Genomic DNA, 15061 nt, shown 5'->3' with positions numbered 1-15061 from the left:
GGCGTATAGGTCAGGAAGTGGAGGGGATGAAAATCGGAAATGAAAATATTAGCCTCTCAAATGAAAGGCTATATCTTAGAGAAATGGTTAGTAGTGATTGGATTTATGTACATAAATATGCTTCCCAAGAGATCGTAAGCCAATATCAGCCCTGGGGACCGAATACAGAAGCGGAATCGAAGAGATTTGTGGAAGAAGTGGTTGATGATTCAACGGAAAAGCCACGGACAAGGTTTGTTTATGCCATACATTATAAGGAAAGGATGATTGGAGCTGGAGAGTTTAATATCCGGGATTTTACGAATAAAGCTGGAGAAATCGGTTATATTCTTCACCCAGACTATTGGAGAAAAGGAATAGCAACTGAAGTCGCTTCTTTGTTAATTGATTTCGGGTTTAAGAAATTGCGCCTGCATCGTATATTTGCAACCTGTGATCCAAGAAACATAGCTTCATCAAAAGTGTTGGAGAAAGTTGGAATGACCAGGGAAGGGCAAATTCGTGATGATTTGTTACTAAAGAGTGGGTGGCGTGATTCGTTGCTTTATAGTGTGTTGGAACACGAGTGGACTAGCAGGTCACAAACCAGATAAGGAGAGGCTTCATTATGAAGTATCTTTTTTAGATTGAGAGAGTTGTCTACTAACAATTCAATTTCGTTTATTTTGTACCTTTCAGGTATAATAGATAAAAGAATCTCTAGAAGAAAGAGAAAGAACTAAGTAACCGAAAAAGAGGAACATACATGAGCAAACAGAGCTTCAAGGATTTTAACATCAGTCCCGAGATTGTACGGGCATTAAGTGGTATGAATTATCGTCAACCGACAGAGGTACAGCAGAAAGTAATTCCAAGCGCGCTGGAAAATCGAGACCTTATTGTTAAAGCGCAAACGGGCAGTGGAAAAACAGCTGCTTACGGAATCCCGATTTGTCATCATATAGAGTGGATCGAAAATAAACCGCAGGCACTTATTTTAACACCAACCAGAGAATTGGCTGCACAGGTGAAAGAAGATTTGACGAATATTGGCCGGTTTAAGCGTATTAAAGCAACGGCTGTTTATGGAAAGCAACCATTTGCCAAGCAGAAGCTGGAACTTAAGCAAAAAAATCATATTGTTGTTGGAACGCCTGGAAGAGTATTGGATCATATCCAAAAAGGAACGTTAAAGATAGATGAGCTACGTTATTTGGTGATTGATGAAGCAGATGAAATGTTGAATATGGGCTTTATTGAGCAGGTAGAAGCGATTATAAATGAATTGCCTAAAAACCGAACCAGCATGCTCTTTTCGGCAACATTACCAGAAGATATTCAAAATTTATCCAATCAATTTATGAAAGAACCAACTATTATTGAGGTTAATAAGAAAGAATTAACAACGGATTTAATCGATCACTTTTATTATAAGGTGCACCAGGATGACAAACCGGAAATGCTGAAAAAAGTTACGACTATAGCAAATGCGGATAGCTGCATCATTTTTTGCCGTACTCAGGAGCAGGTAGATCGACTATTTGATCAATTAGTTAAATGGGAGTATTCATGCGGTAAAATTCATGGCGGAATGTATCAGGAAGATCGTTTCGATGTTATGAATGAATTTAAGCGAGGCGAGTTCCGATACTTAATCGCAACCGATGTTGCGGCTCGCGGAATTGATATAGATAATATTACGCATGTTATTAATTACGATTTTCCAGTTGAAAAGGAAGCCTATGTCCATAGGACAGGAAGAACGGGCCGTGCTGGCCATAAAGGAGTGGCCATTTCTTTTGTAAGCCCGAGGGATGAAGAATTGCTGAGGGAGACTGAAGAGTATATAGGTTTTACTTTACAGGCAAAAGCGAAGCCTTCTGAGGCAGAGGTAGATAAATGTAAACCTGATTTCTTAGAAAAAATGTTTGCAACGGAGATTAAGAAAGATAAATCAGCCGGAATAAACAGTGGAATTATGAAACTGTTTTTTAACGGAGGCAAGAAAAAGAAATTGAGAGCAGTCGATTTTGTTGGGACAATTGCCAAAATTGATGGTGTATCAGCAGAAGACATTGGGATTATTACCATTCAGGACCAGGCTACGTTTGTTGAGATTCTGAATGGAAAAGGGCCCAAAGTGTTAGATGCTATGAAGAGTAAAACCATAAAAGGGAAAAAATTAAAAGTATATGAGGCATTCGAATAATCACATTGATGGCTTGGAATTTTGCGATATGGCTTATATCCAATACCCTCATTAACTAGTAATCCTCTATTCAAAGCATTTGACAAAATAGTTGCCTATAGAACTGCCCTTCCGACTCTACGGAAGGGCTTTTTATATGAGGGAAATGTCCAATCGGCAGTTTATCCTTCATTTTTGATCACCAAATCTGCTAGTGCTACTGGGTTAACGGTCTTCATATAATACTCTTCCGCTATCCAGTATCGGTTTTGGAATTTTTCGATATTCTGCTGTGTGGCTATGGTCTCACGGCTGAATCTCGTTTCTCTTGTACAATCCAAGTATATTAGACAATCATAAAATGGTCGCCATTCTTTGCGCTGAAGGAATACTCCCTCAATGATAATCAAGCAAGAAGGGGGGAGCTTGGTCACCTGCCATTCTTGTGTATCGGAAATGCTATTATAAAAGGGGAGGAGTAACTCTTCACACTCCCTTAGCTTTGCAAAGAAATGCTTTTTTAACCATTGTGGATCCCATTGCAACTGATAATATTCGTACCATTCTTCATACCCCGTATGATACCGCTTTTCTTTTTCTACAATAAGATCATCGATGTGAAAAAGGCAAAATGGAATGCTCATTTTTTTTAATTGCAGTTCCACTTGTTTCATAAAAGTGGTTTTCCCGGAACGACTTAGCCCATCAATTCCAAGAATGTATCTTTGGCCCTGTTTTAGCTTAGGTATTTGATTCATTATTTGACAGATAGAATCTTTCACTACCGCTTCACATCCTTGGACCCCTGTTTTTTAATTACTTTATTGTAGGTATTCTGCAAGGAACGAGTAAATCCTTCTGCCGTCCAATTTAGAAGGTGGAGTGAGATTTTTCTGTAAATTTACCCTATAATTAAATGACAGGTCAACATGCTGATGAAGTAATTTAAAAAGGGAGGTGGAATTCTAGCGTTACCTTCAGCGATTACGGGTACCTTTTAGGAATTTGATTAAGAAAAAAGAATATACTATATTGTTCGAGGAAGTTTCATACCTAGCTAAATAGGTAATGGTAATAACTAGCGTCTGTTTGTGGCAGACTATAAAAATTAATTATTTATACAGTGTTAGAGGGAGAAAAATGGATTTACTTTTATCAATTATATTACTTTTAGTCATGCTTTTAATATCTAATGTGATTAGCCACTATATTCCTTCCATCCCCACCGCTTTAACTCAGATAGCATTGGGGATTTTATTTGCCTTATTTGTCAAGGATTTATCATTTGAATTAAAAACAGAATGGTTTTTACTTCTATTTATAGCCCCGCTTTTGTACAATGATGGCCGCCGGTTTCCAAGAGAGGATCTATGGAAGATGCGCTGGCCTATATTGGCAAATGCCTTTATCCTTGTATTCTTAACGACTATAATAGGCGGTTATTTTATTAACTGGTTAATTCCCAGCATTCCGCTGGCAGCTGCATTTGCTTTAGCGGCTATTCTATCTCCAACGGATCCAGTAGCAGTGAATGGGATTGCCGAGAGAATTTATTTGCCGACCATTATTTTACGTCTAGTTCGGGGAGAATCTTTAATCAATGATGCGTCTGGTTTAATCGCGTTTAATTATGCGATTGCTGCGGTTGTAACGGGCTATTTTTCCCTTCGTGAGGCAACAACGGACTTTATTTATGTTGTCATTGTTGGAGCAATCGCAGGAATTATTCTTGGACTACTAGCGATTCTTATTCGCTATTCGTTAAGAAGGCAAGGCATCCAGGATGTTACATTTTATTCATTGCTTCAGTTTGTAACTCCATTTATAGTTTATATAATTTCAGAAGAAGTACTGCACGCTTCAGGTGTGATTGCCGTGGTAGCTGCTGGTATTATTCATTCCAGTTTAAGTGAGCGAACAGGGATGAAAAGTGCTGAGGAACAAGTAGTTGCTGAAAATATGTGGTCCATTATTCTATTTGTTCTCAATGGTGTGGTTTTCTTATTATTGGGTTTAAGTTTGCCGTCCTCGATGAGAGCAACGGTAGAAAATCCTTTAATCAGCAATTGGCTAGTCCTTGGTTATGTTCTGGCAATTGGATTGGCTATCATGGTCATCAGAATTGTATGGTCGTATTGTTTTTTAAGTATAGGATATTACATAACTAAGCGAAAGGAACAATCAAAGCCTAGCTGGAAAGTAGCTCTTCTGACTGGTTTAACCGGTGTGCGGGGTGCCATTACAATGGCAGGAGTATTGTCTATGCCCTATTTTGTAGCATCGGGAGACTTATTTCCTGAGCGTTCTTTGATTGTATTTATAGCAGGAGGGGTTATCTTATTTACCCTGTTGGCTGCGACTTTTATACTGCCCTTAATCAGTAAAAAATCCATTGAGCCAGAAAATGAGGAGGAAAAAGAATTTCTTGATGCGCAAATGAAATTAAAAATATTGCGGACTGCCATAAAGCGTATTGAAGAAGAAATCGAGCCGGAGAATCAATCGGCCGGGTATGAGCTGATTGGTGAATATAAAAAAATGATTGAACAAATTCGCTACGAAAATAAAGATCTTGAATTTATTAAAGAGTCACAAAAACAAAGGATTGAAGCCCGTTTGGTTGGTTTAAGAGCAGAGAGGCGGTATATCCAAGAGACTGCGGCCAATGGTTCTGTTAGTGAAGAGATTGTGAAAAGACTCGAGAAGTCTTTGGATATCAGAGAAAATTTGCTTACAGAAAATTTCCTCTCTAAAATAACAACATTGCTTGGTCAATTAGTAAGAAAATATAAACAATATAGGCGCAGAAAATCTAAGGATAATGAAAAGGCGGCTGTACTGTTAAATGATATGCGTGATATTCAGATTCAGGCGACGAAATGTGCCATTCAGAAATTAGAAGCGTATGGGGAAGAAACAAATAATCCCCATGTTTCATCTATCATTTATGAGTATCGAAGAATGATTGACAGACTGAAGCAACCGGTTGTTGTCCGATCTAATAATGTAATGATGGATCAGCAAAAAGAGGAATTGCGTTTTAAAGCAATTGAGGCAGAACGTGCTGAGATCCAGCGCATGTATGAAGAGGGACAAATTAACCGTGAACTCGCCCAGGATTTACGCCGCTTTGTCAATTATGTCGAGAGTGTCATGCTTCAGGAGATTGAAGAATAAGCTTGCAGGTTTTCCTGTGAGCTTTTTTTGTTTACTGGTAAGAGGCTAAGGGAAAATGTAGTTGTATACATTTCACATAAAATACAATTTTAGGTAAATATTTTTTATTCTTGGGGTGATAAGATTTAAAGGAATAACCGGAGGAGGCAACCAGTATGAAAGTATTTATGATTGGCGGTACGGGTTTATTGGGGGCAGAAGGAGCAAGGGTATTAATTGAACAAGGGCATGAAGTAGTAACATTATCCCTGCCACCCATCCCTAAAGGCAGTAACCTTCCTGAAGAAATGAAGATTACATTGGGAAATTATTTAACGCTGACAGACGAAGAAATTCGCGAATATTTAACAGGTTGCGATGGGTTTGTTTTTGCAGCAGGTGTAGATGAAAGAATAGAAGCTCCGTCACCAATCTATTCCTTTTTCGAAAAATATAATATTAAGCCATTAGAAAGGCTGTTAAAAATAGCAAAGGAATGTGGAGTGAAACATTCAGTTGTACTAGGATCATATTTTTCTTATTTTAATAGGGAATTACCTGAATATGAATTAACGAACCATCATCCATATATAAGGAGTCGTGTAGATCAGGCTGATATGGCCTTATCCTTCGCTGACGAGAATATGAGTGTGGTAGTCTTAGAGGTACCCTATGTCTTTGGAAGTCAGCCGGGGCGTAAACCTGTTTGGGTTTTCCTTGTAGAACAGATTCGAAATATGAAAGAAGCTGTCCTGTATCCTGTAGGTGGAACAACCATGGTGACTGTGAAGCAAATCGGGGAATGTATCTCAGGTGCCTTATTAAATGGGAAGACCGGTAATTATCCGGTTGGCTATTACAATATGGAATGGAAAGAGATGTTGAGTATTTTCCACAAATACATGGGAACTCCGGACAAAAATATCATAACAATTCCTGCCGCGGATTATACGGAAGCGATGAAGACGAAAGCAGAACAACAAAAAAGTGCCGGAATAGAGCTCGGCTTGGATACGGCTGAATTCGCAAAGATTTTTACGAAAAATCTTTTCATTGATAAAAAGACCATTGTTGATCACTTTGGTGTACAACCGGATGATATTGACAAAGCCATCGGTGAGTCGGTTCAATTGAGTCTAGATATCCTGGAAGGAAAAACACACGTAGTTGATATGAAGGCGGAATAGAGTGAGCTCTTGCTACTTTAGAGAAAAAAGAGACAGGTGAATAGAGGGGGGCGATATTTATTTCCTCCCTCTTTTTTTTGTCATTATATTAATTAATCATTGTTCTAGGTGTTTATAGTAATTTTTTTATATACCAAGCATCCATTGCATTATGATCGGAGCCATCTAGCGGTTTTTCAAGCTGCCGGAAACCTAATTTGGTGTAAAGGAGATTAGCAGTCTTAAGTTTCTTTACTGTTTCTAAGTAACAGTATGTATAATGTTCCATAGCGAATATGAGTGCTATTTCCATCAGTTTTTTTGAGAGACCCAAACCTTGAGCTTCGGGTTTAATATAGAGTTTTTGCAACTCGCAAATATCCGAATTTAGCCCATAGGGAGCAATACCGACACCGCCTACTACCTCATCTTGTTCATTTACCACTACCCAATACTTTGCATTGGATTGTTGCTTGTAAAATTGGGCTAGATTTCCCAGTTGGGGATCAAAATAGGCTGTTCCTGGGATATTTAATTCAAATGATTCCAATGAGCGCTTGATTATTTGTTCCATTGTTCTATTGTCCGTTTCTTTAATTTCACGAATCTGCATAATGAATCCCCCAATTTCCAATCATATATGTATTAGGTTCGAATCATTTCCACTAAAAATGATCCTGTTATAAACATTTTACTAACGAAATACTTATACTCTGATTCTAGTAAATTCTTATGACAGTTGTAAATTAAAAAAAACTCTGACTAAATAAAACGGGATAGAAATAACGACGCTCTAGTAAAAGCCATGAGAAAACAACTCATGGCTTCGGTTCATGGACTTAATGCTGTTTATTTGGAAGTTTTTTGCTTGGACGCCCATAGCCTTGCTTAGCTTGATTCTTTTCTGCTTTTTGTTGCTTTTCATGCAGATGTTCTACATATTCATGGGTAGTTTCTTCTTTCATATACATCCTCCCTTTTTATCGTGCTATCGTTATTTTCTCAAACCTTAATGGAATTCATGCATGCCAAAATAGATTATAATAGAGGAAATGGAAATAAGGTTGATGGAGGAAAGTAAAATGGCTGGTAAAGTAGGATTAGTAATCGGTGCAACCGGGTTAGTTGGGAAGGAACTAGTTACTACGCTTTTGGATTCTCCGGAATTTGCGGAGGTATTTGTATGGGTAAGGACTACCATGGGTATCCAGAATCCAAAGTTTCAGGAGTGTTTTCCGGACTTTGAACAATTGGATCATGAGCCTATACCCGATGAAGTGGATTGTATCTTTTGTTGTTTGGGAACAACCATTAAGAAAGCAAAGACGAAAGAGGCATTTAGGATGGTGGATTACAACTATCCCTTAATGCTGGCAGAGAATGCTAAGAAACATCAGATTCCTCAATTTTTGATCATTTCAGCCATGGGGGCAGACGAATCTTCCCGTGTATTTTACAGCCAGACAAAAGGACAATTGGAGATCGCATTAAAACAGCTTCAATTAAATAGTCTGACCATCTTTAAACCGTCCCTTTTATTGGGTAAAAGGCAGGAATTCAGGTTTGGAGAGGAATTGGCTGCATTTGCTAGCAGAGCATTACCATTTTTATTTAAGGGACCTTTTAAGAGATATAAGCCTATTGAAGGTAGTACCGTTGCAGAAGCCATGTATTTGTATGCGATTCAGGAAAAAAGCGGGGTACATATAATCTCATCCTATGAGATGGAGGAAGTTGTAATGGGTTACCACAAGGGGTAAAAGGCGCGAAAAAATTGTTTAGCCTAACAGATATTTTAATGGGTAGGGTATAATAAAAGATACTATTATTAAACAGGGGTTACAAAATGAAAAACAATGAAGAATTTATCAATCAGCTAGGATTGGAAGATAAAATTACATTAGAGGATATACCAGATATAGATTTATATATGGATCAAGTGATTCAATTGTTCGAGAGCAAATTTAAAATGTCTAAGCGTAATGATGATGAGAAAGTTTTAACAAAAACGATGATTAATAATTATGCTAAGGGAAAAGTGTTTTACCCAATAAAAAACAAAAAATATTCTAAGCGACATTTGATCTTAATCAGCTTTATTTATCAGTTGAAGGGGACTTTGTCTATAAATGACATAAAGACCATTCTTGGTCCTTTGAACACTCAGATCATGGAAGAGGATTTAAACATTGATGCTTTGTATGCGAGCTTTTTGCGCCTGACTGATCAGAATGCTCTTAAATTTAAAGAAGACATTTTAGAGAGTGTAGCTGAGGCAAATGATGAAGGCAGACAATTAGGTGGCGATGTAGAAGGATGCGACATGGAGTATTTTGAAAAATTCCTATTGATCGCTTCACTTTCTCATATGAGCCAATTGTATAAAAAAGCAGCTGAAAATTTAGTGGATGAATTTATAGCCAGTAATAAACCGAAATCATAACAACTTAATATCCTTTTAACTATATAGAGCCAATGCGGATTTGCATTGGCTCCTCTTGTTTATTTTGTTTTAATTTTGCCCTTCCATTGCTTGAAGCCGCCTTCAAGTTGATAAAGATCATGATAGCCTTTTTTATACAGCATTTGGGCAGCACGTGTGCTTCTCATGCCACTTTGACAATAAAGATAAACGGGCTTGTCTTTACGAAGTTCCTTCATTCGCATTTTCAATTGTGTAGAAGGTATGTTGCGGGCACCCAAAATATGTCCGCCCTCAAATTCTTTTTGCTCACGAACATCTATTAACTGTGCTTTTCGATAGCCAGCTTTAAATTCCTCTTGGGACAATGTCGTAACCATTTTTTTGGTGGAAAAATAGCTGTAAACTGAATATCCAATAATTAACACAACCAAAACTATTAAAACAATTAGTGATGTTGGCAATAAAATCCCCACTTTCTCTTTCTGTTCACTTTTCTATTATACAGTCCGTATATTTTTCTGGCAAAAATTTTTTCTGGTAATAGGATAATGATTTTTTTAATAGGAACCACATACTCCAGGGCTATCTATACAGGTTAGTAATAGAGGTTTTTGAATAGCTGAATATCAATCATCTTACTGTAGCTTCATTAGATTAGATGGTATATTTACAAATGACTAAGAAAATGATGGACCTCTCCTGAAAAAAATCTGGTTGAGAAAAAATTAATGTCGAAATTAAAAAAAACGTTGTTATATAAGGCCAAATTAATTTTCAGAATATGCAAGCTTTAGATTTTGCCTGATTAGGTTCAAAAATAGGTAAAAATCAGATTTAATCCCATGTTTTCTTGGTTTTTTATAAGATTTTATTGATTGACATTTTAGGAATAAAATGCTCAAACACTATATGTGGTATGCTTCTCGAAAACAAGAACACTATATGTTGAATTAAAATGTTGCCTATGATAACGTAGAGATATTGAATTTAAGAACAGATATTGAATTTAGAACTAAACAAGAACAGGTAAAAATACGAGATTATATTATTGGTTGAAGGGGAGATCGAATTGTCTACAGTTACAAATCGCAAGTTGTCTATTAATGTCGAAAGATTAAATAAAGATATCGCTCAATTTCCGCAAGTATTTCCAATTACTCCAGACATGAATAAGACGTATAAGGGTGTTTCAAGGCTTGTGATGATAGATCGTTATTCCTTCAAAGACACTGAAAAGGTTACACTTACTGATGGAGATTTTGTAGTACTAACGATTAAAGAAGATCCTAAGTTTCCCGCACGTGGTCTTGGCTATATCCAACATATAGATTGGGAAGCGAAGAAAGCACATGTATTGGTTGAAGAAGAATTCCGTTCTTCCTTGGACAAGCATGATGAAATTAAAACTGGTTTAATTTGTAAATCATTGGACGTAATTGAAAAACCGCTTGAAATTTATTATGAACAGATTGCTAAACGTAATGCACGCGGTTTGGCACAAGTTGAAAAAAGTGAAGAAAAACGTAAGGAATGGTTTGATAAATTCTATAATGAATTGGTCCAAACAAATTTCATTCCAGCAGGACGTGTTCTTTATGGTGCGGGCTCCGAAACAGAAGTAACCTATTTTAACTGCTATGTTATGCCATTTATCAATGATAGCCGTGAAGGAATTTCTGAGCACCGCAAACAAGTAATGGAAATCATGAGTCGCGGAGGCGGTGTCGGAACAAACGGTTCTACCCTGCGTCCAAGAAATACGCTGGCTCGTGGTGTAAATGGTAAATCCTCCGGAGCCGTTTCCTGGCTCGATGATATAGCAAAATTAACTCATTTAGTTGAACAGGGCGGTTCCCGCCGAGGCGCCCAAATGATTATGCTATCTGATTGGCATCCAGACATCGTTGAATTTATCATTTCAAAAATGCAAAATCCAAAAATTTTGCGTTTCCTAATGGAAGTCAGCAAGGATGAAGAAATTCGTAAACATGCATCTGAAAAATTGAAGTTTACTCCATTAACGATGCAAGAAGAAGCTATGTATCAGGGCATTTTAAACTACAAATCTATCCCGGGTTATGGTGGATTTAATGAATCAATCATTAAGGAAGCAGAAGCGAAACTTGCTGCTGGTGGAAATGACGCCGTTCATAATCCTGACTTCTTAACAGGGGCCAATATATCTGTGTGTTTAACCAAAGAATTTATGGATGCCGTTGAAAATGATGCGGAATATGAACTTCGTTTCCCAGATGTAGAGTCTTATAGTAAAGAAGAAATGAAAGCCTATAACGAAAAATGGGCAGACTGCGGCGATGTGCGTGAATGGGAAAAACTTGGATATGCTGTTCGAGTATACCGTAAAATTAAAGCGCGCGAACTTTGGAATTTAATAAATATCTGCGCGACTTATTCTGCAGAGCCGGGCATATTCTTTATAGATAATGCAAATGATATGACAAATGCCAAAGCATATGGCCAAAAAGTCGTGGCGACAAATCCTTGCGGAGAACAACCATTGGCACCATATTCTGTATGTAACTTGGCCGCTGTAAACCTGGCTGAAATGACAGATAAAGATCGTAAACAAGTTGATATGGAAAAGCTGCAGCAAACAGTAAAAGTCGGCGTACGTATGCAGGATAATGTCATTAATGCGACTCCATACTTCCTTGAGGCCAATAAAAAACAGGCATTGGGAGAAAGACGCGTAGGCCTTGGAGTAATGGGTCTTCATGATATGCTTATTTATTGTGAAAAAGAATATGGATCTGAAGAAGGAAATAAACTGATAGATTCTGTGTTTGAGGCAATTGCGACAGCAGCATATGAGGAATCCATTGAGATTGCGAAAGAAAAAGGCAGCTTCCCATTCTTAATTGGCGAATCTGAGGAAGAAACAAAAGAATTACGTACTCGATTTGTTCAGACTGGTTATATGAAAAAAATGCCTGAACATATTCGTGAAGGTATCATGAAATATGGAATCCGCAACTCCCACTTATTAACCGTCGCTCCTACTGGAAGCACGGGAACAATGGTTGGCGTTTCGACTGGACTTGAGCCATACTTCTCATTCACTTATTTCAGAAGTGGACGTCTTGGTAAATTTATTGAGGTAAAAGCAGATATTGTGGAAGAATATCTACGCCGCAATCCTGAGGCAGACAGCAATAATCTTCCATCTTGGTTTATTTCTGCAATGGACTTAACACCTGAGAAACATGCTGATGTACAATGCATCATCCAGCGTTGGATCGATAGTTCTATCAGTAAAACAGTAAATGCTCCAAAAGGATATACGGTTGAGCAGGTCGAGAGAGTCTACGAACGTCTATACAAAGGCGGAGCCAAAGGTGGTACGGTTTATGTAGATGGAAGCCGTGATACGCAAGTATTGACCTTGAAAGGCGCTGAAGCAGATACAGATCAATCAACTCAACCGAAACATACAAAACAGCATGTTGTTCTAGTTGATACAATTGATGCGCTCGAATCAACAAGCGTAACAATTGGCAGCGAAGTAGGAAATACATGCCCGGTTTGCCGTCAAGGGAAAGTAGAAGAGCTTGGTGGCTGCAACACATGTACGAACTGTGGTGCTCAGCTTAAATGTGGATTGTAAGTTAACTGTTTATAAAAGCATGTAGAGTTGAATTTAACCGTTTAGCCCCTATAGATTCTATAGGGGTGTTTTTTATGTCAATAAGTAAAAGAACATATAAAACAAAATAAGTGAATGGAACCTATGTTAAAGGTGATATGCAGGTTAAAACAGGCTTTAGAGTCTAGACTTTTTAAAAAATGTCGCCATTCATATGTTAAAAAGGAATAAAATTGAAACTTATTAAGTATTTTTAAATAGGACTGGTTTTAAAGGTGTTAATTTCTAAATCCTAAGGGGATTGCTCTGGATTTCTCCGGGAGTTCTAAAGGAGGATTGGTACAGGCAGGATAAAAAATATATTTTGTGGAATCAGAATTTAAATACCCTAAATATGGTAGTACGTTCATAAAGTGAGTGCGTTTTATATGTCTTGTTATTTTATAAAGGGGGAAACTAAATGCGTCGTTTAGAAGGTAAAGTAGCTATTGTAACAGGTGGGGCTTCGGGAATTGGAGCGGAAACCGTACGTACATTAGCAAAGCATGGTGCGAGTGTGATCGTGGCTGATTTTAATGAAGCAGGAGCAAAAGAAATGGCAGACAGCATCGTAGCAGAAGGCGATGTTGCTTCACATGTGTTTGTAAATGCAACAGTCGAAGAAAGCGTCAAAAGCATGGTGGATTATGCCGTTCAGACGTATGGCAGATTAGATATTTTACATAATAATGCAGGTGGTTCGAAACCAACCGATGGTGATATAGCAAGCATGACACAAGAAACATGGGATTTTGCAATGGGCCTTAATTTGACCGCCGTCCTATGGGGATGCAAATATGGTGTGTTAGCTATGCGTGAAAGTGGTGGCGGCAGTATTATTAATACCGCTTCGATGTCAGGTCTTTTAGGAGACCATACTTATAGTGCGTATGGGATAGCTAAAGCGGGTGTAGTGAATTTAACCAAATATGTAGCAACTCAAGAAGGGGGGAATAATATTCGTTGCAATGCCATTGCGCCAAGTGTAGTTGAAACACCTGCTACACAAACAGCTTTTAGTGACGAAGTGCGTGCAGCTTATTTGAAAACAAATGCTGTTCCACGCTTAGGATCCCCGTCTGATATTGCCAATGCGGTTCTTTACTTGGCAAGTGATGAGTCAGGTTATATGACAGGTCATACGATGTATTTAGATGGCGGATGCATGGCACATCAACCTACCTTGTTCTAGACGAAAATTAGGAGCATTTTGAGTTTAAGACAAAACTTTTCAAAAGATAAAGCATCCTGCCAATATATCTATTGAGGTTTCTTCTTTTGTTATTTCAAGATGTTCAGGTGATCAGTGGGATTAGGAAAATCTTTTATTATTCAATAGAATAAGTTTGTATAGCAAAAAGGTAAGAACAAACTTTATTCCAAATATCTATATTATTGGAAGTTGGATGGCAATGATTGACGCCATCCTTTTTTTCATTTTTGTACATACTAGCTTTAAAGTAGGTGAAAAAATGAAACCATTTATTCCTCAATTAGTTTATTTTGAACCAAAAGCATTGGAATATCCTTTGGGAAAGGCACTATATGAAAAATTTCAGAGCCTGCCTGTTGAGATTAGACAAACAACTTCCCATAATCAAATTCGGGATTTACCGGGTGATAATGAATTACAAAAATATCGAATCGCCAAATCTACCATGGTGGTTGGATTAAGAAAAACACTGAAATTTGATACATCAAAGCCATCTGCGGAGTATGCCATACCGCTTGCTACAGGGTGTATGGGACATTGTCATTACTGTTATTTACAAACGACGCTTGGCAGCAAGCCTTATATCAGGGTTTATGTGAATCTAGAAGAAATATTTGATCAAGCAAGTAAATATATGGAACAAAGAGCGCCTGAGATCACTCGATTTGAAGCTGCATGTACATCTGACATAGTAGGAATTGACCATCTCACACATTCCTTGAAAGAAACGATTAATTTTATTGGTGGCACTGAATATGGAAGATTACGTTTTGTAACAAAATTTCATCATGTCGACCATTTACTTGATGCAAGGCATAATGGGAAAACAAGTTTTCGATTTTCCATAAACTCGCGTTATGTGATAAAGAATTTTGAGCCGGGAACTTCTTCGTTTGATGAACGGCTGGAGGCAGCGCGAAAAGTTGCCGGAGCTGGTTACCATCTTGGTTTTATTGTGGCGCCAATCTATATGCACGAGGATTGGGAAGATGGCTATTATGAATTATTTGAACGATTAAAGCATTCACTAGGTGATGAGTTATCAATGAAGAATATTAGTTTTGAACTCATCCAACACCGCTTTACGAAACCAGCGAAAAAAGTTATACAGGCTCGATATCCTAAAACTAAGCTTGAAATGGATGAAACCAAGCGGAAATATAAGTGGGGGAAATACGGCATAGGAAAGTATGTATATCCTGATGAAGAGGCAAATGCTTTAAAAACCCACATTCAAAACTCAATCTATGAGTTTTTTCCGAATGCAGAAATTCAATACTTTACCTAATAT

At 37.8% G+C, this 15061-nt stretch carries 13 protein-coding genes; 9 read left to right on the top strand and 4 right to left on the bottom strand.

Features of this window, described 5'->3' with window-relative positions:
- The first annotated feature begins 26 nt into the window (after positions 1-26).
- Both AC58NB_RS12635 and AC58NB_RS12630 read left to right on the top strand, forming a co-directional pair.
- Positions 27-593: a GNAT family N-acetyltransferase gene (locus AC58NB_RS12635; protein ID WP_497427192.1), complete on the top strand. Its 567-nt coding sequence runs from the start codon at positions 27-29 to the stop codon at positions 591-593.
- A 152-nt stretch (positions 594-745) separates the two neighbouring features.
- A complete protein-coding gene (locus AC58NB_RS12630) occupies positions 746-2188 on the top strand; it encodes a DEAD/DEAH box helicase (RefSeq protein WP_497427191.1) in 1443 nt (480 codons plus the stop codon).
- 161 nt (positions 2189-2349) lie between these two features.
- Here the strand turns inward: AC58NB_RS12630 and AC58NB_RS12625 are convergent, their stop codons facing one another.
- A complete protein-coding gene (locus tag AC58NB_RS12625; protein WP_497427190.1) occupies positions 2350-2949 on the bottom strand; it encodes a kinase in 600 nt (199 codons plus the stop codon).
- 358 nt (positions 2950-3307) lie between these two features.
- Here AC58NB_RS12625 and AC58NB_RS12620 point away from each other — a divergent pair, with 358 nt between their 5' ends.
- Both AC58NB_RS12620 and AC58NB_RS12615 read left to right on the top strand, forming a co-directional pair.
- Complete coding sequence (locus AC58NB_RS12620) at positions 3308-5344, top strand: Na+/H+ antiporter (protein ID WP_497427189.1); 2037 nt, start codon at positions 3308-3310, stop codon at positions 5342-5344.
- A 155-nt stretch (positions 5345-5499) separates the two neighbouring features.
- Positions 5500-6510, top strand: coding sequence for an NAD-dependent epimerase/dehydratase family protein (locus AC58NB_RS12615; RefSeq protein ID WP_497427188.1), 1011 nt, complete (start codon positions 5500-5502; stop codon positions 6508-6510).
- A 112-nt stretch (positions 6511-6622) separates the two neighbouring features.
- On the opposite strand, the gene AC58NB_RS12610 is transcribed toward AC58NB_RS12615, so the two are convergent.
- Both AC58NB_RS12610 and AC58NB_RS12605 read right to left on the bottom strand, forming a co-directional pair.
- Positions 6623-7102 carry a GNAT family N-acetyltransferase gene (locus AC58NB_RS12610; protein ID WP_497427187.1) on the bottom strand — a complete coding sequence of 160 codons (480 nt, stop codon included), beginning with the start codon at positions 7100-7102 and terminating at the stop codon, positions 6623-6625.
- A gap of 226 nt (positions 7103-7328) precedes the next feature.
- Positions 7329-7454: a DUF4023 family protein gene (locus tag AC58NB_RS12605; protein ID WP_491132433.1), complete on the bottom strand. Its 126-nt coding sequence runs from the start codon at positions 7452-7454 to the stop codon at positions 7329-7331.
- A 117-nt stretch (positions 7455-7571) separates the two neighbouring features.
- Here AC58NB_RS12605 and AC58NB_RS12600 point away from each other — a divergent pair, with 117 nt between their 5' ends.
- Together AC58NB_RS12600 and AC58NB_RS12595 are read left to right on the top strand one after the other, a co-directional pair.
- Entirely contained in the window at positions 7572-8249 is a 678-nt protein-coding gene (locus AC58NB_RS12600; protein WP_497427186.1) for an NAD-dependent epimerase/dehydratase family protein, read from the top strand.
- An 86-nt stretch (positions 8250-8335) separates the two neighbouring features.
- Positions 8336-8932, top strand: a complete 597-nt coding sequence (locus AC58NB_RS12595) for a DUF1836 domain-containing protein (RefSeq protein WP_497427185.1) — start codon at positions 8336-8338, stop codon at positions 8930-8932.
- Between the two features lie 59 nt (positions 8933-8991).
- Here AC58NB_RS12595 and AC58NB_RS12590 read toward each other — a convergent pair whose 3' ends face one another.
- On the bottom strand, positions 8992-9375 hold the full coding sequence (locus tag AC58NB_RS12590; RefSeq protein ID WP_497427184.1) for a rhodanese-like domain-containing protein: 384 nt from the start codon (positions 9373-9375) through the stop codon (positions 8992-8994).
- Between the two features lie 608 nt (positions 9376-9983).
- Between AC58NB_RS12590 and AC58NB_RS12585 the strand changes: the two genes are divergently transcribed.
- The 3 genes from AC58NB_RS12585 (at position 9984) to splB (ending at position 15058) form a co-directional block, all read left to right on the top strand.
- Positions 9984-12539 carry a vitamin B12-dependent ribonucleotide reductase gene (locus AC58NB_RS12585; RefSeq protein ID WP_497427183.1) on the top strand — a complete coding sequence of 852 codons (2556 nt, stop codon included), beginning with the start codon at positions 9984-9986 and terminating at the stop codon, positions 12537-12539.
- A 439-nt stretch (positions 12540-12978) separates the two neighbouring features.
- Positions 12979-13749 carry an SDR family NAD(P)-dependent oxidoreductase gene (locus AC58NB_RS12580; RefSeq protein ID WP_497427182.1) on the top strand — a complete coding sequence of 257 codons (771 nt, stop codon included), beginning with the start codon at positions 12979-12981 and terminating at the stop codon, positions 13747-13749.
- A gap of 280 nt (positions 13750-14029) precedes the next feature.
- Positions 14030-15058: a spore photoproduct lyase gene (splB, locus tag AC58NB_RS12575; RefSeq protein WP_497427181.1), complete on the top strand. Its 1029-nt coding sequence runs from the start codon at positions 14030-14032 to the stop codon at positions 15056-15058.
- Positions 15059-15061: the final 3 nt, after the last annotated feature.

The organism is Pradoshia sp. TA40_28 (assembly GCF_059694525.1).
The sequence above is the reverse complement of the archived record's forward strand: the minus strand, read 5'-3'. Positions and strand labels throughout refer to the sequence as shown.